Here is an 18,997-nt window from a genome sequence, read left to right as displayed (position 1 = left end):
GCCCCTGGTCGCGCCCGACGGACCGGGCACCGTCCGGCCCGAGCACGACCTCGTCGGCGTCGAGTGCCCGGACGAGATCGCGGTCGTGGGTGACCGCCACCACCGCGGTGCCGGCGTCGGCCAGGGCCCCGAGCCGACCGACGACGGACTGCCACGTGGCACGGTCCTGCCCGGAGGTCGGCTCGTCGAGCACGACGACCGGCGGCCTGGCCGCGATGACCGAGGCGATCGCGAGTCGTCGTTGTTCGCCCCCGGACAGGGTGAAGGGGTTGGCGTCGGCCAAGTGTGCGAGCCCGAACTCGTCGAGCAGCGCGGTGGCTCGTTCGGCGGCGTCCGGCGCGTCGAGTGCTCGGGGTCCGGCCTCGATCTCCTCGCGGACGGAGCGGGCGACGAACTGGTGCTCGGGGTCCTGGAACACCGTGCCGATCCGGGCGGCGAGTTCCCGGCTCGTCCAGGCATGCGGCGCTGTGCCGATGCCGTCGGCGAGGGCGTCCGTGGCGTCGAGCTCGCCGGCGGCCGGTGGGAGCAAGCCCGCGAGGGTCAGCCCGAGCGTCGACTTGCCGACGCCGTTCGGTCCGGTGACGGCGAGGACCTGCCCGGCCCGGAGCCCGAGGTCGATGCCGTTCCCGACCGGTTGCTTCCCCCGTGCCGTGCCGAGCCCCCGGGCGTCGAGCAGTACCGCTGCCCCCTGGTCACGCTCCCCCGCGCTGCCCTCCTCGCCAGGTTCCCCGTCGCCGAGCGGGCGGAATGCCGCGGTCGCCCCACCGGACGCCCCGGGCATTTCGCCCGCTCGTCCCGCCGACGTTCCTTCACGCGCCTGCTCGCCGAGCACCCCCTCGCCGAGCGGGCAGAATGCCGCGGTCGCTCCGCCGGACGCCCCGGGCATTTCGCCCGCTCGTCCGCGCGCACGCCGCAGCCGCCGGGCAGAACCACGCGCCGGCGCGACACCGGGCACCCAGACCCCGGCCGCCGTGAGCGCCTCGCCGTGGTCCGCCAGCACCCGGGCCGGCGGACCGTCCGCCACCACGCCGCCGCCCGGTTCGAGCAGCACGAGCCGATCGACCAGGTCCAGCCAGGTGCCGATCCGGTGCTCGACCACGAGCAGCGTCGCCCCGGTCTCGTCGAGCAGCGCCCGGACGGCGTCGTGCACCTGCGCCACGCCGTCCGGGTCGAGGTTCGCGCAGGGTTCGTCGAGCACGAGCGCACCCGGCCGCATCGCGAGCACGCCCGCGAGCGCCAACCGCTGCCGCTGCCCACCGGACAGCTGCGCGGTGGAGCGGTCGAGCGGCAGATCGAGGCCGACGACGTCGAGCGCCGTCCGCACCCGGTCCCAGGTCTCGTCGCGGGGGACGCCGGCGTTCTCGCAGCCGAAGGCCACGTCGTCGCCGACTCGGGACATCACCGTGTGTGCCTCGGGGTCCTGCATGACGAGACCGACACGCCCGCGGACCGCGCGGGGGTCGGCCTCGTCGACCAGGAGTGTCCCCTGCACCGAAGCAGCGGTGTCGTCGGTGGCGTCGGGCTCGTCGGGCAGCACGCCGGCGACCGCCCGCAGGAGCGTCGACTTGCCGGCACCGGACGGCCCGACGACGGCGACCCGCTCCCCCGGCTCGACGGTCAGGTCGACGTCACGGACGGCCCAGGCGTCGCGCTCCGGGTACCGCCAGCCCCAGCCACGGAACACGATGCGCGCCCCGCGGACGCCGGCACCTGCGCCGGCGTCGCCGCCGGCGGAAGGGGACGTCGCCGACGGAGCGGGCACGGTCACACCAGGGCGCGGGGTTCGCGACGGCTGTGCTCGCGGCCGGCCGCGAAGGACGACAGCACCCCGGTGCGGGCGAGTGCCCGGACGATGAGCCACGAGCCCGCCCCCGCGATCACGGCACCGGAGATGACCGCACAGATCACGTACACGACCTTGAAGGCGACGTCGAGCCCCGGGTACCAGAGGACGGTGTCGTTGATGCCGAGCGCGAGTCCGGCCGCGGCACCGGCGAGCACGACGACCGGCAAGCGGTAGACGCGGTACAGGAACAGCGCGAGGACGATCTCCGCGCCGAGGCCCTGGACGAGTCCGGCCTCGAGCGTGAGCCATCCCCACTGGGTACCGAACAACGCCTCGACCGAGGCAGCGACCATCTCGCCGTAGAGCGCGGCGCCGGGCTTGCGGACGACGATCGCGACGATCGGGCCGGCGAGCAGCCAGACCCCGCCGAACAGGGCCTTGGTGCCGGGAAGCACGAGGTCCATGACGGCGCTGATGGGTTCGTAGCCGAACTCCCAGAGCCGGAAGACGACTCCGAGGGCCACCGCGAGGACACTCGCGACGACGATGTCGACGACCCGCCAACGCAGCGATCGCCGCGGAGCGGTGGTGACGGTTGTGGACGTGCCTGAAGGCATGCTGCTGACTCCTCCCTGCGCCGGCATGATCCGGATCAGGTTCGACGGTCGGAGCGCCGATCGCTCCCTCTCAGCCCGGCGGTCCCGGACTCCCGTGTGTGTGCCAGCAGTCTAGACGCGGTCGGGACCGCGTGACGGCAGAACGGACGGGAGGCCCGTGGCGGCGTCGCCACGGGCCTCCCGTCCGTCAGGTGGTCACTTCTTGAGCGCGCGCACCAGCTTGCGGACGACACGCCCGGTCACCCAGACCAGTGGGATGCTCACGACCATCAGGGAGATCAGGTTCGGCTCGAACTCCAGGTCCTTGCCCGGGCGGCGGACGTAGGCGCCGACGGGGGCCGACAGGCCGCCGCCACCGCCGCCACCGTTCTCGTCGTCTCCGCCGCCGCCGAAGCCGAACCAGCTGACGGACACGGGGATGAGGGTCTGGTCGCCGACCTCGACGGGTTCTCCGTAGTTCGTGGAGACCCCGAGCGGGCGGACCTGGTCTGCGATCTTCGAGACGATGTTGGCCATGCGCGCGACGCTACTCGTCCGTTCCTCCACAGGCCGCGGGGCGCATCACGCATCCACAGCTGGGGCTTGTCTGCGGACGCGGACGAGCGCCGCCGATATGTTGGCCGCACCCACACCTGGAGGACCGTTTGCACACCTGGCCCGGAAACCCGTACCCGCTCGGGGCGACCTACGACGGGAGCGGCACGAACTTCGCGCTGTTCTCCGAGGTCGCCGAGCGCGTCGAACTCTGTCTGTTCGATTCCGACGGCAACGAAGAATGCGTCCGCCTGCTCGAGGTGGACGCCTACGTCTGGCACGCGTACCTCCCCAACATCGGCCCCGGGCAGGAGTACGGCTTCCGCGTGCACGGCCCGTACGACCCGGACTCCGGCGCGCGCTGCAACCCGTCGAAGCTCCTGCTCGACCCGTACGCCAAGGCGACGAGCGGCGAGATCGACTGGGACCAGTCGCTCTTCTCGTACACGTTCGGCGACCCGGACTCGACCAACGACGAGGACTCCGCGTCGCACATGATGAAGGGCGTCGTGATCAACCCCTTCTTCGACTGGCAGGGTGATCGCCCGCCGCGCACGCCGTACGGCGAGACCGTCATCTACGAAGCGCACGTCAAGGGGCTCACGGAGACCCACCCGGACGTGCCGGAAGAGCAGCGCGGCACCTACGCCGGCGTCGCCCACCCCGCGGTCATCGAGCACCTGCAGCGCCTCGGCATCACCACGCTCGAGCTCATGCCGGTGCACCAGTTCGTGAATGACTCGACCCTGCAGGACAAGGGGCTGTCGAACTACTGGGGCTACAACACCATCGGTTTCTTCGCGCCGCACTCGGCGTACTCGTCGTCGGGCGACCAGGGCCAGCAGGTCCAGGAGTTCAAGACGATGGTGCGCGAGCTGCACCGCGCCGGCATCGAGGTCGTCCTCGACGTCGTCTACAACCACACCGCCGAGGGCAACCACCTCGGCCCGACGCTGTCGTTCCGCGGCATCGACAACGCGGCCTACTACCGCCTGGTCGATGACGACAAGAAGTTCTACATGGACTACACGGGCACGGGGAACTCGCTCAACGTCGGGCACCCGCACTCGCTGCAGCTCATCCTCGACTCGCTCCGCTACTGGGTGACCGAGATGCACGTCGACGGGTTCCGCTTCGACCTCGCCTCGGCACTGGCCCGCGAGTTCTACGAGGTCGACCGGCTGTCGGCCTTCTTCGAACTGGTGCAGCAGGACCCGATCGTGTCGCAGGTCAAGCTGATCGCCGAGCCGTGGGACGTCGGCCCCGGTGGCTACCAGGTCGGCAACTTCCCGCCCCAGTGGTCCGAGTGGAACGGCAAGTACCGCGACACCGTCCGTGACTTCTGGCGTGGTGAGTCGTCGACGCTCGGTGAGTTCGCCTCGCGGATCTCCGGCTCGGCCGACCTGTACGAGCACGACGGCCGCACGCCCAAGGCGAGCATCAACTTCATCACCGCGCACGACGGCTTCACGCTGTACGACCTGGTGGCCTACAACGAGAAGCACAACGAGGCCAACGGCGAGGACAACAACGACGGCGAGAGCCACAACCGGTCGTGGAACTCCGGGGCCGAGGGCCCGACCGACGACGAGGCCGTGAACGCCCTGCGGCTGCAGCGTCGCCGGAACTTCCTGGCGACCCTGCTCCTGAGCCAGGGTGTCCCGATGATCGCGCACGGCGACGAGCTCGGCCGGTCGCAGTCCGGCAACAACAACGTCTACGCGCAGGACTCCGAGCTCAGCTGGATCGACTGGGACAGCGCGGACGAAGACCTCATCCAGTTCACCGCCGACGTGGTGAAGCTGCGGCACGACCACCCCACGTTCCGCCGGACCCGGTACTTCAACGGCCGTCCCGTCCGTCGTGGAGAGGGCGAGCCGCTGCCCGACGTGGTGTGGCTGACCCCCTCGGGTGACGCCATGGACCCCGAGGACTGGGACTCCGGCTTCGGCAAGAGCGTCGGCATGTACCTGAACGGCGAGGGCATCCGCGGACGCGATGCCCGTGGTGAGCGCGTCACCGACGTCGGCTTCATCACGTACTTCAACGCCCACGACGACGTCGTGACCTTCACGCTCCCACCCGAGGAGTACTCCCCCGGCTGGACCGTCCGGATCGACACCGCCGACCCCGGTGCCCGCGACGAGGTGCTCGACGCGGGTACCCCGCTCGACGTCCCCGCCCGGTCGATGATCGTGCTGCGTGCCGAGCCCGACCACGAGGTCACGAGCACCCCGGTCGACGCCGAGCAGGACGGCGCCCCCGAACCGGACGCCCCGCAGGACGCCGTCACCCCGGTGAACCCGGCCGGTTCCACCGCACCGAGCGGAACCGCCCGATGACCGCCGGAACGCCCGGCGCCGCGAACCGCGTCCCCGCGTCGACGTACCGGCTGCAGGTCTCGGCCGACTTCGACCTCGACGCTGCACGCGACCTGGTCGACTACGTGCACGACCTCGGCGCCGATTGGCTGTACCTGTCGCCGGTGCTGCAGGCCGAGTCCGGGTCGAACCACGGCTACGACGTGGTCGACCACACGCGGGTCGACACCGACCGTGGTGGCGACCAGGCGATGCGGGCGTTGGCCGAGGCCGCGCACGCCGTCGGCCTCGGGGTCATCGTCGACGTGGTGCCGAACCACGTGGGCGTCGCGACCCCCGAGTCGAACCCGTGGTGGTGGTCCCTGCTCGAACTCGGGCAGGGCTCCCCCGTGGCGTGGGCCTTCGACGTGGACTGGGAAGCCGGCGACGGCAAGCTCCGCGTCCCCGTGCTCGACGACCGGCTGCTCGAGGCGGTCACGCTCGACACGTCCGACGCCGAGCGTCCGGTGCTCCGCGTCGGCGAGACGGCCTACCCCACCGCACCCGGAACGGTGCACGACGGCGACACCGTCGAGACCGTCCACGACCGCCAGTACTACGCATTCGTGCACTGGAAGCGCGCCGACCACGACCTGAACTACCGCCGGTTCTTCGCGGTGAACACCCTCGCGGCGATCCGCGTCGAGGAGCCCGAGGTCTTCGCGGCCTCGCACGGGGTCATCGGCGGCTGGTTCCGCGACGGACTCGTCGACGGCCTGCGCATCGACCACCCGGACGGGCTGTACGACCCGGCGGGCTACCTGCAGGACCTGACGGAGCTGACCGGCGGGGCCTACACCCTCGTCGAGAAGATCCTCGAGCCCGGCGAGCAGCTGCCGAGCTCGTGGCCGGTCGACGGCACCACCGGCTACGATGCCCTCGGGGTGCTCGACCGCGTGTTCGTCGACCCCGCGGGCGAGCAGGCGCTGACCGCGGCGTCGGGCGCCGAGCCGACCGACTGGCAGCAGCTCACGCACGACACCCGACGGGGCATCGCGGACGGCATCCTCGGCAGCGAGGTCGAGCGGCTCGCACGCCTGCTCGCTCCGGGCGCCGCGACGGAGACGATCACGCACGAGCGGATCGTCGACGCGGTCGCCGAGATCGTGGCCTCGTTCGACGTGTACCGCACGTACCTGCCCGAGGGCGCCCACCACCTCATCACCGCGCTCGAGCGCGCCGCCGAGGCCCGCCCGGACCTCGACGACGTCATCGACCGGATCGCACCGGCACTCGTCGACCCGACGAACGCCGCGGCGGTCCGACTGCAGCAGACCAGCGGCATGGTGATGGCGAAGGGCGTCGAGGACACGGCGTTCTACCGCACCTCGCGCCTGTCGTCCCTGAGCGAGGTCGGCGGCGACCCGAGCGTCTTCGCCGTCTCGGTGGCGGACTTCCACCGGGCCCAGCGCGAACGGCTCGGCAGCTGGCCGCACACCATGACGACGCTCACCACGCACGACACGAAGCGCAGCGAGGACACCCGCGCCCGCATCGCCGTGCTGGCCGAGCTCGGCGACGAGTGGGCCGCCACCCTCGAGCGTCTACAGTCGCTCGTGCCGTTGCAGGACCGCGTGTTCGCCGACCTGCTCTGGCAGGCGATCGTCGGCGCCCGGCCCGCCAGCCGGGAGCGTCTGCACGCGTACGCCGAGAAGGCCTCCCGCGAAGCCGGTGACAGCACCACCTGGACCGAGCCCGACGAGGCGTTCGAGCAGCAGATGCACGCGATCGTCGACGCCGCGTTCGACAACCCGGACGTGGTCGCCGTGCTCGACGCCCTCGACGAGCAGATCGACGCCGCCGGGTGGTCGAACGGTCTCGCCCAGAAACTCGTCCAGCTCACCGCCCCGGGTGTCCCCGACGTCTACCAGGGCACCGAGTTCTGGGACCGCTCGCTCGTCGACCCCGACAACCGTCGTCCGGTCGACTACGCGGAGCGGCGTCACGTGCTCGCCGAGCTCGACGGCCCGGACGACGACGGCCCCGAGGACCTGCCGGCCATCGGCATCGACGGTGCCGCGAAGCTCCTGGTCACGACCCGTGCACTGCGCATCCGTCGGGACCACCCGGAGCTGTTCACCCGGTACCTGGAGCTCGAGGCCACCGGCAGCGCGGCCGACCACGTCATCGCGTTCGACCGCGGCGGTGCCGTGACGATCGCGACGCGTCTGCCGATCGGCCTCGACCGGGTCGGCGGCTGGGGCGACACGCTGGTGCACGCCGTCCCCGTCGAGCGCATCGACCTGCTCACCGGCCGACACGTCCCCGCCGACCGCGGGATCCCGCTGGCCGACCTGCTCACCACCTACCCGGTCGCGCTGCTCGTGCCCGCCGACGCGGTCGGTGCAGCCGGCCACGCCGACGCGGTGACCGCCGTGTCCGACGCGAGCGGTGCCTCCCGGCCCGCCGCCGACCGCACGACGGACGCCACCGAGACCGACGCGCAGGCCGAGATCGACATCCTGGAGGGTCACGCATGACCGCACCTGACCGTTACGCCGTCTGGGCACCCGAGCCGGACCGGGTCCGGCTCGTCGTCGACGACGCCGAGTTCCCGCTCACCAAGGGCGACGACGACTGGTGGTCCACCGACGAGGTGATGCCGGTCGTCGGCGCACGCTACGGGTTCCGCATCGGCGACGACGACGCGGTCCGACCGGACCCGCGCAGCCGCTACCAGCCCGAGGGCGTGCACGGCCCGTCCGAGGTCGTCGACCCCGCACGGTTCGCGTGGACCGACGAGTCGTGGACCGGACGTCCGGCCCGCGGCGCCGTGATCTACGAAATGCACATCGGCACCTACACGCCCGAGGGCACGCTCGACGCCGCCGCGCAGAAGCTGGACCACCTGGTCGAGCTCGGGGTCGAGTTCGTCGAGCTGCTCCCCGTCAACGCCGTCAACGGCGAGTGGAACTGGGGCTACGACGGTGTCGGCTGGTTCTCCGTGCACGCCCCGTACGGCGGCCCGGACGCCTACGACCGGTTCGTCGACACGGCGCACGCGCTGGGGCTCGGGGTCATCCAGGACGTCGTCTACAACCACCTCGGACCGAGCGGCAACTACCTGCCGCTGTACGGCCCGTACCTGCTGGCCGGGCTCGGCAACACCTGGGGTGACTCGGTGAACGTCGAGCACCCCGAGGTCCGCCGGTACGTGCTCGACAACGTGCGCATGTGGTTCCGCGACCACCACGTCGACGGGCTCCGGCTCGACGCCGTGCACGCGATCCGCGACACCACCCGCCCGCACGTGTTGGCGTCGATGGCCGACGAGACCGACGCCTACTCGTCCTTCATCGGTCGTCCGCTGTCGCTCATCGCGGAGTCCGACCTCAACGACCCGGTGATGTTCCGGCCGCGCGAGGCCGCCGGGTACGGCCTCGCCGGGCAGTGGTCGGACGACTTCCACCACGCCGTGCACGTGGCGCTCACCGGCGAGACGAACGGCTACTACGCCGACTTCGCTCCGCTGTCGGCGCTGGCGAAGGTGCTCGAGGACGGCTTCTTCCACGACGGCACGTGGTCGTCGTTCCGCGGCAAGCGGCACGGCCGGCCGATCGACCGCGGGACCTCCCCCGTGACGGCCCTGGTCGTCGCGAACCAGAACCACGACCAGATCGGCAACCGCGCAGCCGGCGACCGGCTCGCCGCGACGCTCGACGACGAGGGGCTCGTGATCGCCGCGGCCCTGACGCTGCTCGGGCCGTTCACGCCGATGCTGTTCATGGGCGAGGAGTTCGCGGCCTCGACGCCGTGGCAGTTCTTCACCTCGCACCCGGAGCCCGAGCTCGGCAAGGCCACCGCCGAGGGGCGCATCGCGGAGTTCGCCGAGCACGGGTGGGACGAGTCAGCGGTGCCGGACCCGCAGGACCCGACGACGTTCACCAACTCCAAGCTCGACTGGGCCGACGTCAGCTCGGAGCGCGGCGCGGCGATCCTGCGTGCCTACCGGGTGCTCATCGCCCTGCGGCGCACCGACCAGGCGTTCGTCGACCACCGCTACGAGGCGAACGCCGTCCGCTTCAGCGAGGACCGCCGCTGGCTGGTGCTCACCCGCGGGCTGCTCGGCCCCGACGTGGCACCGGTGCACGTCGTGGTGAACTTCGCGGACGACGCAGCCGAGGTCCCGGTGCCCGACGCCGTGGGCGAGGAGCTCTACGGCTTCGGCGCGACCGAGGTCGATGCCGGCGTCGTCCGGTTCCGCGGCCGCGGCGTGGTCGTGCTGCGCTAGCCGACCGCGGGCTGCGCGAGCCACCCGCGGGCTGCGCGAGCCACCCGCTGGCTGCGCGAGCCACCCGCTGGCTGCACACACGAACGGCGACGAACCCCCTGGGTCCGTCGCCGTTCGTGCGTTCAGGCGCTCGCGTGTCCCCGGCGTCAGCCCGCGTGGTCGGCCACCGCGTGCGCGTTCTTCCGCACGGACGGCAGCTTGCGGTGGTCCTTCACCAGGGAGCGGGTCTCGCGGATCCGGCGGTCGATGCCCCACTTCGTCACGAGTGCCAGGCTCTCGCGCACGATGTTGCCGCTCATCTTCGAGACGCCGAACTCCCGCTCGGTGAACGTGATCGGGGTCTCCACGACCCGCAGACCCGCCTCGAGGGCACGCCAGCACAGGTCCACCTGGAAGCAGTACCCCTTCGACGCCACACCGGCGAGGTCGATCCGCTCGAACGCCCGCGAGGTGAACACCCGGAACCCGCCGGTCGCATCGCGCACCGCGATGCCCAGGGCGAGGCGGGTGTACAGGTTGCCCCCGCGGGAGAGCAGGAGCCGGTACCAGGGCCAGTTCTCGACCTTGCCGCCCTTGATCCACCGGGAGCCGAGCACCAGGTCGTTCGAGTCGGCGAGCTCGAGCATCCAGGGCAGGTACTCGGGGTGGTGAGAGCCGTCGGCGTCCATCTCGACGAGCTTGGCGTAGCCGTGTTCCAGGCCCCACGCGAAGCCGGACAGGTACGCGCCGCCCAGGCCGTCCTTGACGGTGCGGTGCATGACGTGCACCCGATCGGTCTCGCGGGCGATGGCGTCCGCGATGTCGCCGGTGCCGTCCGGTGAGTTGTCGTCGACGACGAGCACGTGCACGGAGTCGTCGGTCGCGGCCAACGTGCGCTCGACGATCGGCCGGACGTTCTCGGCTTCGTCGTAGGTCGGGATGATGACCAGGGTCTCGCTCATGGTGCTCCTCGTGCTCGCAGTCGAATGTATCGCTGGCTTGGTGGGTCAATCCGACGAGAGGTCTGCGAACACGATCAGATTGTCCGTGTAGTGCCCGGTGGCGGTGTCGAACGTGCCGTCGCAGGTGATGAGTCGGAGTTGCGGGGTGGGGGTGGGGCCGTAGACGTCGCTCGTCGGGAACGCCGACTTGGCGGCGCGTTCGGAACGGTCGACGGTGAAGGTGCGGGTGGTGCCGTCGGACATCCGGACGTGGACCTCGTCGCCGGCGACCAGTTCGTCGAGCCGGAAGAACACCGCGGCGCTCGTCGGGCTGTCGACGTGACCGGCGATGACGGCGGGGCCGACCTCGCCGGGGACGATCCCGTCGCTGAACCAGCCCGCGCTGTCCCAGTCGACGGGCGGGTCGAGTTCTCCGGCAGCACCGCGGTGCAGGTCCTCGAGCGAGGACCGCACGCCGATGGCCGGGATCGACACGCTGACCGGGGTGGCCGTCGAGCGGGCCTCGGGTGCGGCCGGGTCCTGGAACCCGTCGGTGCCGGAGCCCGAGGACGAAGACGACGACGAGGACGACGACTGCGACTGCGACGGAGACGACGAGGACTGCGGCGGGGACGACGCGCCACCGCCGACGGTCGACGCGACCGCCACCCCGGCCACGCCCCCGACCACCACGACGGCGGCGACCACGGCACCGATCACCACGCCTCGGCGCCGGACGGCCGAGACGCGCCCGGCGCTCCGACGGCCGCTCACGAGCCGCCTCCCACGTCGCTGGCGCATCCCCCGAGCACGTCGGAGGTCAGCATGGTCGAACCGATGGCCAACCAGGCGTCTCCGTAGTAGGTCGGTGTGTTCGCCGCCGTGCGGTCGGCCCGCTCGAGGTCGGCGGCAGCCGCACGGGAGGAACCGGCGGCCTGCTCGGCCGCGGCCCGCGCGGTGTAGGCCAGCGCGTTCGTGTCCTGCGTCACCGGGGTGCCGCCGAGGTCGAGCTGCGAGGCGAGCCGCGTCGTCTGTCCGAGCGTGGGCGCGAGCGCCGCCGCGAGCTCCCGGTCGGGTGCCGAACACGCCTCGGCGTACCGGAGCGGCGTCCGCATCGCGTCGTAGCCGTAGAGCACGCGCCCGTCGCCACCGGCGGCCGGCATCGGGTCCACCGATCCGTCGGCGTGCACCTGGGACCAGTCGCTGGGCAGGTCGGAGGCATCCAGCACGGCGGCCGTCACGGCGCGGGAACCCCGGTTCAGCGCGTTCCAGCGGTCGTCCCCGGTGGCGTCCGCCAGCACCGAGAAGGCCGCGGGCGACGCGTACGACGTGTTGTAGCTGTAGGGCTCCCGATCCGCCCACGGTCCGGGCAGCAGGATCGTGCCGAGGTCCGTCCGGGCCGTCTCGTGCTGGAGGATCGCCGCCGCGATGCGCTCGCCGGCGGCGGTGTACCGGTCGTCGTCCCAGGCCTTCCCCGCGAGCACGAGCGCCCGGGCTGCGTCGAGGTCGGCGTCGCTCGCGGACTGCTCGTCGGCGACGCCCTCGTCGGACGTCCACCGCCACGCCAGCAGGTCGTCGCCGGTGAGCAGGTGGTCCTTCGTCCACTCCCAGATCGCGTCGAAGCGTGCACGGTCGTCGTTCGCGTAGGCGATGAGCAAGCCGTACGCCTGCCCCTCGCTGACGGTGTCACCGCCCTGGTCGGTGCGGACGACGCGACCGCCCTCGACGTAGCGGTCCAGGAACGCCGACCGCAGCTGCTGCGGTGAGCGCGCCCCGTCGGGCGCGGTGGTCGAGGTCGGGGTCGCCGTGCCGCGTGCGGCGGTCGTGGTGCTCGACGACCAGGGGCGGACGGCGACGATCGCGACGACGACGGCGACGAGGACCGCCGCCACTGCGACGACCGGTATCCAGGTCCTGCGGGTCATGCTGGCCTGCCTCTCCGGGGATGGTGGGGGGTCGAAGGGGAGGCGCGGATCACGTGGGTCGTTCAGCGCACGTGATCCGCGCCTCCAGTCCGGGGCGTCAGCGGAACAGCGAACGGAGCATCGCGACGGCCGCGTGGACCGCCTCGGTCACCGGTCGGTCGGCGGCTGCGCCGCCACCGCCGGTCTGCACACCGCCGGACGGGGTGGCGGCGGTCGCCGCGGCGTCCGTCACGGGCACGACCGTCAGGTTGCCCTTGCTGTCGTCGAGGACGAACAGGGTCGAGACCGTGTTGCCGGCGAGGTCGACCTCGGCGGTGCCCCGCTGGCCGCTGCCGGAGACGTCGAGCGACCACTTGCCGGCGTCGACCGTTGCGTACTTGGTGGCGCTGCCGAAGGTGGCGTCCTCGGCGATGGGGGTGCCGTCGGAGGTCTGCACGTCGACGCGCTTCGCGGTGGTGGCGGCCTGGACGAGCCGGAGCTTCGCCTTGCCGTCGCCGGGCTGCTGCAGGTCGTCGGTGAACGCGGTCGTCTTCAGCCCGTCGTTCTTGCCGTAGGCGACGACGGTGCTGGCGTCGCCCTTCTGCACGGTGACGTCGGTGGAGATGACGGGGGTGGAACGCGGGGCGTCGGCGGCGCGCATCGACAGGACGTAGGTGCCGACCGGCAGCTTCTCGTACGGGCTGACCTGGCCGTAGGTGACGTCGTCGAGTTCGAAGACGGTCTTGCCCCCGGCGAGGCTGGACAGTTCGACGTCGACGCCCTTCGTGTCCGGCGACAGGTGTCCGACGCGGAGCCAGCCCTGGTCGGCCGTCGCGGCGGAGGCGGTCTGCGGGGCGGCGAGCCCGACCGTCGCGGCGACGACGGTGGCGGCGAGCGCTCCGACGACGACGGTGCGGCGGCGGTTCGTGGTGCGTGCGGTCATGATGGTGCTCCTTCGGGTCGAGGTGCGGTTGGCGTGCGGGTGTCGTGTCGAGGTGCGGGCCGTGCGGTTCGTGTGGGCCCCCGAGCGAGCGGGCGGAATGCCGGGGTCCGCGCCGGAGCCCTCCGGGCAATTCGCCCGCTCGTCCAGCGGGCGTTCCGCCCCGACGTGTTCGCGGGGAACGGTTCCGCGGCCGCCCCGGCGAGCGGGCGGAATGCCGGGGTCCGCGCCGGAGCCCTCCGGGCATTTCGCCCGCTCGCGGGACGCCAGCTCGCGGAACGCCCGCTCGCGGGACGCCAGCTCGGCAAGCTCCCGCTCGGCCGAGCGATCGGGGGTCACGAGGCGCTCGTCGCGGTCGTCGTCGGGTCGGCCGGGGCGTACGTCACCGTGAGCCGTGCTCCCTCACGCTCGACCGAGTCCGGCCGGAACGCCTGGGACATGGCGTCGAAGGTCCGGAGGACCCGGGCGGCCGAGGCGTCGTCGCTCGTGTGCAGGACGACGGTGCGGAACGGCTGGCCGGTCTCCCCGGTGCGCGGGGTGAACCGGTCGACCCGCACATCCTGGTCGGCGAGCACCTGACCGAGCGCGATCATCGCCCGCGAGTCGACCTGTCCGGCGCGGAACTGCGACTTCGTGCCGTCGTCCGCACGCAGGGCCGGGTTCGAGGCGAGCTCGGTCCCCAGCGTCTTCCGGACGTCGGTGGCCCGGGTGATCGCGGTCTCGGCGGCACCGGCTCCCTCGGCGTGGATCCGGCGGACCTCGACCTGCTGGTCACCGGTGCCGAAGGTCGCGACGGCCGTGGAGTTCTCGATCGCCTGCCGCACGTCGGTGGACGAGTTGCCGCCGGTGCGCATGGAGTCCGTCGTGATGACGTAGTCCGAGTCCTTCCAGCCGTTCGGGGACTGCCGTTCCACCGCTCCGTCGGTGTCGAGCTTGTAGTACCAGACGACGTTGTTCCGGGCGAAGCCGTCGTCCACCAGGTCGACCCACATGGCGTCGTCGACCAGCAGACGCGAGGACTTCGGCACGTTGTCGCCCACCCACTGCTCGGCCTGCTGCATGGGCAGGTCGAGGTTGCCGAGCAGGAACCCGCGCAGCTGGGTCCCCCACAGCGGCACCGCGACGACGAGCGCCGCAGCCGTGACGACGGCCCAGGTGATGCCGAGGCCGCGCCGTGCTCTCGGGCCGAACCGGCTCCGGGTGTGGACCCGACCGGCGATCGTCAGGACGGCACGCTCGGCGGTGTACGCGACGAGGAGCGCCGCGAACGGGATGAGCATGATGACGTACGGCACCGGCAGGTACCCGTTCGGCCGGAACATCACCGCGAGCAGGAACACGAGCATCGCGGCGATCGGTCGGACCCGGCGCAGGAACAGCCCGACGACTGCGGCGACCGAGCCGAGCACGATGAACACCGGGTCGAGGGCCCACCACTGCGCGGCGGCCTCGTTCGCCAGGCTGCCCCCGTCGAACACCGATCCGGAAGCGGTCCGCGAACCGAGCTGGTAGGTGACGCCCTCCCACAGGCTGACCCGCCCGGCACCCGGCACGAGTTCGCCCTTCACCGCGGCGAGCAGCAGGTACCCGCCGCCGATCAGCACGAGCACGGCCCCGGCGACGCTGAGCGTGTACCGGCGGGTGCTCTTGTCGGCGCGACGCACGGCCATCCAGATGAGGAACGGCAGCGCGAGCAGGTAGGTCTCCTTGGACAGCACGGCGATGCCGAGGCAGGCAGCGGCACCGGCGAACCCGGCGAGCTGCTGGCGACGGCTCAGCACGAGGACGAACGCGGCGAGCAGCCAGGGCGTCGCGACGTTGTCGATGTACACGGTGCGGTGGTACTGGAGCGCGAGCGGTGACAGCGCGAAGACGAGTCCGGCCACGGCCGCCGTGATCCGTCCGGCACCGAGCCGCCGGGCCAGGACGAACAGCAGGATGCTCGAGACGGCGGAGAAGAACACCATGGCCTCGCGCCCGGCCTCCACCGCGAAGGGGTACCGCGCGAACGCCCCGGTCAGCCCGGTGTACCCGGCGATCTGGATCCATCCGAGCGGCGGGTGGTCGTACCAGTACGTGTAGTGGGTGAGCTCGCCGAGGTTCGTGATCGCCCACGCTTGGGCGGTGTACGTCCCCTCGTCGTCGATGCGCTGCGGTGTGCCCGACATGTTCCAGGCCTGGACGAGCACGGTCACCGCGACGACGGGCAGCAACCACGTCAGGCTGGCTGCGTGCCGGCGGAACCACGCCCCGATGCCGGTGCGGTGGGCGGTGGAGCCACCACGGATCGGGATGCCCGTGGTGTCGGTGATGCTGGCGGTCATCGGGTGCCTCCCGTGGTGGTGCCGGCGAACGCATGATCGGACGACGCTGCGCCCGCGGACGACGCTGCGCCCGATCCGTCGAGGTCCGAGGCGAAGCCGACCACCTGTCCGTTGCGGTGCTGGCCGGTGTGCTCGGTCTTCTCCCACCCGTTCTGGCCCTTGGCGTGCCGGACGACTGCCCGGACCGCCGCGGCGGCGAGGAACACCTGGTAGGGCACCAGGCCGAGCACGAGCCGCACGTAGTCGCGGAGCCGGACCTTCTCGCCGTACAGTCGGCCGAACTCGTTCAGCCCGACGATCTCGACGGCCAGCAGCATGAGCGTCGGAGCGACCGGGATGAACGACACCAGGGCGATCGCCGTCGGCACCTTGACGAACAGGATCATCAGGACGCTCAGCGGGATGAGCAGCCCGGTGGCCGCCTGGATGAACGGCATCGTGAGCATGTAGCGGGCGAAGAACCGCTGCCGGAAGGACGGCAGCTTCTTCCACTCCCCCTTGCCCAGCACCTGCAGGAAGCCCTGGTTCCACCGCGTGCGCTGCTTGAGCAGCGAGGCGAAGGTCGGCGGGGTCTCCTCGCGGGTGACGGCCTCGGGGCTGTAGGCGACGACGACCTTCGCGCCGTCGGCGGAGAGCCGCACGCCGAGCTCGCAGTCCTCGGCGAGGCAGTGCGCGTCCCAGCCGTTCGACCACTCCAGGCGGGAGCGCGTCACGAAGACGGTGTTGCCCCCGAGCGGGATGAACTTGGACCCGGCGTGGAAGTGCAGGCGCGAGCGGAACCAGAAGTAGTACTCCAGGACGTTCCGGAGCGACCACCAGCTCGACGTGAAGTTCATCAGCTGGACGCCGCCCTGCACCACGTCGGCGTCGGTCTCCTGGAACCGCGAGTCGACGAGGGAGAGCAGCCGCGGGTAGACCTCGTCCTCGGCGTCGAACACCCCGACGATGTCGCCCGTCGCGTGCTGGAGCGCCAGGTTCATCGCCTTCGGCTTGTTCTTCGGCAGGGTGTCGTCCACCACGACCCTGATCAGGGAGGGGTGCCGAGCCGCCGCAGCACGCACGACGGCGTCGGTCTCCGGGTCGTCCTCCCCGACGATCGCGATGATCTCGAAGTCGGGGTGGTCCTGGGTCGCGAGCATGTCGAGCGTCTGCCCCATCACGTCCTGCTCGTGCCGACCGGGCACCAGGAGCGTGAACCGGTGTGCCGCCGGCCGCGGGGTCTGGCTGAAGCTGGTGGACTTCAGCGCGTCCCGGGACCGCCAGGCGTGCAGCATCCACCAGAGGGTGGTCAACGCGATGATCGTGAGCAGCACGGAGAGGGCGATGAGGGTCGAGTAGCCGAGCCACTCGCCCAGCGACCAGGCGGCCTGTGGGAGCTGCCCCGAGCCTCCCGTCGGCACGTCCGTGGTCCCGCGGTTCGGGACGTCCCCGGTCGTGCCGGGGCGTTCGTCGGGCTGGAGCAGCGGCCCTGCGGCCGTCAGCAACACGGCTGAGATGGTCATTCGGGGAACCCCTTCGGACGTGTGTCGGTGGACCGGAAGACGAGGGCCTTGTACGCGGCGAACCGGAACGCGGTGCCGAGGACGAGGCCGATGCCGTTGCCGGCGACGTTGTCGGCGAGGGTGGACGTGAAGCCGAGGACGTAGTGCGAGACGAACAGGCAGGCAGCGGCGATGCCGAGACCGACGAGGTTCGTGGCAGCGAAGAGCAACCCCTCGCGGACGGTCTCGCGGCGGCCGGTCTGGCGCTGGGAACGGAAGGTGATGAAGCGGTTGCCGAGCCACGCGACCGAGGTTGCCACGATGGCCGACACGATCTTCGCGGCGATGGGACCGTCCGACATGACGGTGGCGCGGAGCAGGTTGTAGACACCCAGGTCGATGACGAAGCAGACGGCACCGATGGTGCCGAACGACGCGAGTTGCCTCGCGGTGGCGAGCAGGCGCGGGACCGTGCCAGGGCGCACGGTCCGCACCGCACCGGTGTCGGGTGACACCAGAACGGGGGTACGAGTTCGGGTCATGCCCCCGATTCGGGGGGCGTGGCTGGGTGGTTTGGGCGGGGTACGCGACTTGCCAGGCCTCTGCCAGATGCGCGACACATGCCGTTCATCTTGACGATCCGTCAGCTGCGGTGGTCGGGGCGCACGGACGACGGACGGGAGGCCCGGTGCCAGCTGGCACCGGGCCTCCCGTCCGTCGGTCGGTTGCGTCTACGCGGGGCGCGACGACGGGGACACGTTCTTGGACGCGTCCCGTTCCGGGATGTCGCCGAGTGCCTCGTCGATCGCCGCGAGGGCGTCCGCGTCGAGCTTGACGCCGGCGGCCTTGACGTTGTCGGTGACCTGCTGCGGACGCGAGGCGCCGACGATGGCGCTCGCGACGTTCTCGTTCTGCAGGGTCCACGCGATCGCGAGCTGCGCGAGCGTGAGGCCGGCCTGGTCGGCGACGGGCTGCAGGCGCTGCACGGCTTCGAGGACCTCGTCGCGCATGAACCGCTTGATCATGTCCGCGCCGCCCTTCTCGTCCGTGGCACGCGAACCCTCGGGCAGGGGCTGACCCGGCTTGTACTTGCCGGTCAGGACGCCCTGCGCGATGGGCGACCAGACGATCTGCGACAGGCCGAGCTGCTTCGAGGCGGGGACGACCTCGCCCTCGATGACCCGCCACAGCATCGAGTACTGCGGCTGGTTCGAGATGAGCTGGAAGCCGAGCTCCTTGGCGAGTGCGGCACCGGCGCGGATCTGCTCGGCGGACCACTCGCTGACGCCGATGTAGAGCGCCTTGCCCTGGCGGACGACGTCGGCGAAGGCCTGCATCGTCTCTTCGAGGGGGGTCTCGTAGTCGTAGCGGTGTGCCTGGTAGAGGTCGACGTAGTCGGTCTGCAGTCGCTCGAGCGAGCCGTCGATCGACTCCATGATGTGCTTGCGGCTGAGGCCGACGTCGTTGTGCCCCTTCGGGCCGGTCGGCCAGTAGACCTTCGTGAAGACCTCGAGGGACTGGCGCCGCTCGCCCTTGAGCGCCTCGCCGAGGACGGTCTCGGCGGCGGTGTTGGCGTACGTGTCCGCGGTGTCGAACGTGGTGATGCCGGCGTCGAGCGCTGCCCGCACGCACTGGGTGGCGACGTCGTTCTCGACCTGCGAGCCGTGCGTCAGCCAGTTGCCGTAGGTGATCTCGGAGATCTTGAGTCCGGAGTTGCCCAGGTACCTGAATTCCATGGTCCCGACGCTACTGGAGTGAGCGCGCACGTGAGGGGTCCCGCGAGTGCCTGTCGGGGTGGGTGGGGCGTGTGGGCGTGCGGTTGGGTGGGTCCGAGTCCGAGTCCGAGTCCGAGTCCGAGTCCGAGTCCGAGTCCGAGGTCAGGTCGGGGGTCGGGGGTCGG

The 18,997-nt window shown here is 71.5% G+C and carries 13 protein-coding genes, 1 pseudogene and 1 riboswitch; of the genes and pseudogenes, 3 read left to right on the top strand and 11 right to left on the bottom strand.

What is annotated here, in order from left to right; genetic code table 11:
• Positions 1-55: 55 nt before the first annotated feature.
• The 3 genes and pseudogenes from BIU91_RS19360 to BIU91_RS11110 form a co-directional block, all read right to left on the bottom strand.
• Positions 56-1,687: pseudogene (locus tag BIU91_RS19360) on the bottom strand (ABC transporter ATP-binding protein); the annotation flags it as partial.
• A 77-nt stretch (positions 1,688-1,764) separates the two neighbouring features.
• Positions 1,765-2,403 (bottom strand): ECF transporter S component, encoded by a 639-nt coding sequence (locus tag BIU91_RS11115; RefSeq protein WP_027464637.1) that lies wholly within the window; start codon positions 2,401-2,403, stop codon positions 1,765-1,767.
• Positions 2,398-2,509, bottom strand: a riboswitch (TPP riboswitch). It overlaps the preceding gene by 6 nt.
• A gap of 89 nt (positions 2,510-2,598) precedes the next feature.
• Positions 2,599-2,919 (bottom strand): hypothetical protein, encoded by a 321-nt coding sequence (locus tag BIU91_RS11110; protein ID WP_071405498.1) that lies wholly within the window; start codon positions 2,917-2,919, stop codon positions 2,599-2,601.
• Between the two features lie 128 nt (positions 2,920-3,047).
• On the opposite strand from BIU91_RS11110, the gene glgX reads away from it, so the two are divergent.
• From glgX to treZ, 3 genes are read left to right on the top strand one after another with little or no spacing between them, the layout of a single operon-like run.
• Entirely contained in the window at positions 3,048-5,279 is a 2,232-nt protein-coding gene (gene glgX / locus BIU91_RS11105; protein ID WP_071405497.1) for a glycogen debranching protein GlgX, read from the top strand.
• Positions 5,276-7,777, top strand: a complete 2,502-nt coding sequence (treY, locus tag BIU91_RS11100) for a malto-oligosyltrehalose synthase (protein WP_071405496.1) — start codon at positions 5,276-5,278, stop codon at positions 7,775-7,777. The genes glgX and treY overlap by 4 nt, the downstream gene beginning before the upstream one ends.
• Positions 7,774-9,528: a malto-oligosyltrehalose trehalohydrolase gene (gene treZ, locus BIU91_RS11095; RefSeq protein WP_071405495.1), complete on the top strand. Its 1,755-nt coding sequence runs from the start codon at positions 7,774-7,776 to the stop codon at positions 9,526-9,528. The genes treY and treZ overlap by 4 nt, the downstream gene beginning before the upstream one ends.
• Before the next feature lie 146 nt (positions 9,529-9,674).
• On the opposite strand, the gene BIU91_RS11090 is transcribed toward treZ, so the two are convergent.
• The 8 genes from BIU91_RS11090 to BIU91_RS11055 all read right to left on the bottom strand — a co-directional run bounded on the left by BIU91_RS11090 (position 9,675) and on the right by BIU91_RS11055 (position 18,833).
• Positions 9,675-10,469, bottom strand: a complete 795-nt coding sequence (locus BIU91_RS11090; protein ID WP_071405494.1) for a polyprenol monophosphomannose synthase — start codon at positions 10,467-10,469, stop codon at positions 9,675-9,677.
• A 45-nt stretch (positions 10,470-10,514) separates the two neighbouring features.
• Positions 10,515-11,222: a class F sortase gene (locus BIU91_RS11085; RefSeq protein WP_139196576.1), complete on the bottom strand. Its 708-nt coding sequence runs from the start codon at positions 11,220-11,222 to the stop codon at positions 10,515-10,517.
• On the bottom strand, positions 11,219-12,373 hold the full coding sequence (locus BIU91_RS11080; protein ID WP_084741133.1) for a glycosyl hydrolase family 8: 1,155 nt from the start codon (positions 12,371-12,373) through the stop codon (positions 11,219-11,221). Before BIU91_RS11080 ends, BIU91_RS11085 begins: the two co-directional genes overlap by 4 nt.
• A 97-nt stretch (positions 12,374-12,470) precedes the next feature.
• Complete coding sequence (locus tag BIU91_RS11075) at positions 12,471-13,295, bottom strand: DUF4397 domain-containing protein (protein ID WP_071405492.1); 825 nt, start codon at positions 13,293-13,295, stop codon at positions 12,471-12,473.
• A gap of 332 nt (positions 13,296-13,627) precedes the next feature.
• Positions 13,628-15,616 carry a glycosyltransferase family 39 protein gene (locus tag BIU91_RS11070; protein WP_071405491.1) on the bottom strand — a complete coding sequence of 663 codons (1,989 nt, stop codon included), beginning with the start codon at positions 15,614-15,616 and terminating at the stop codon, positions 13,628-13,630.
• A complete protein-coding gene (locus BIU91_RS11065) occupies positions 15,613-17,118 on the bottom strand; it encodes a glycosyltransferase (protein ID WP_084741128.1) in 1,506 nt (501 codons plus the stop codon). Before BIU91_RS11065 ends, BIU91_RS11070 begins: the two co-directional genes overlap by 4 nt.
• Positions 17,115-17,639 carry a GtrA family protein gene (locus BIU91_RS11060; protein ID WP_084741125.1) on the bottom strand — a complete coding sequence of 175 codons (525 nt, stop codon included), beginning with the start codon at positions 17,637-17,639 and terminating at the stop codon, positions 17,115-17,117. Before BIU91_RS11060 ends, BIU91_RS11065 begins: the two co-directional genes overlap by 4 nt.
• A gap of 189 nt (positions 17,640-17,828) precedes the next feature.
• Positions 17,829-18,833, bottom strand: coding sequence for an aldo/keto reductase family protein (locus BIU91_RS11055; RefSeq protein WP_071405490.1), 1,005 nt, complete (start codon positions 18,831-18,833; stop codon positions 17,829-17,831).
• Between the last annotated feature and the right edge of the window lie 164 nt (positions 18,834-18,997).

It is taken from the genome of Curtobacterium sp. MMLR14_002 (assembly GCF_001864975.1).
GTDB classification, from domain to species: Bacteria; Actinomycetota; Actinomycetes; order Actinomycetales; family Microbacteriaceae; genus Curtobacterium; species Curtobacterium flaccumfaciens.
Note: the sequence above shows the minus strand (reverse complement) of the source record. Positions and strands in the feature narration are given on the sequence as shown.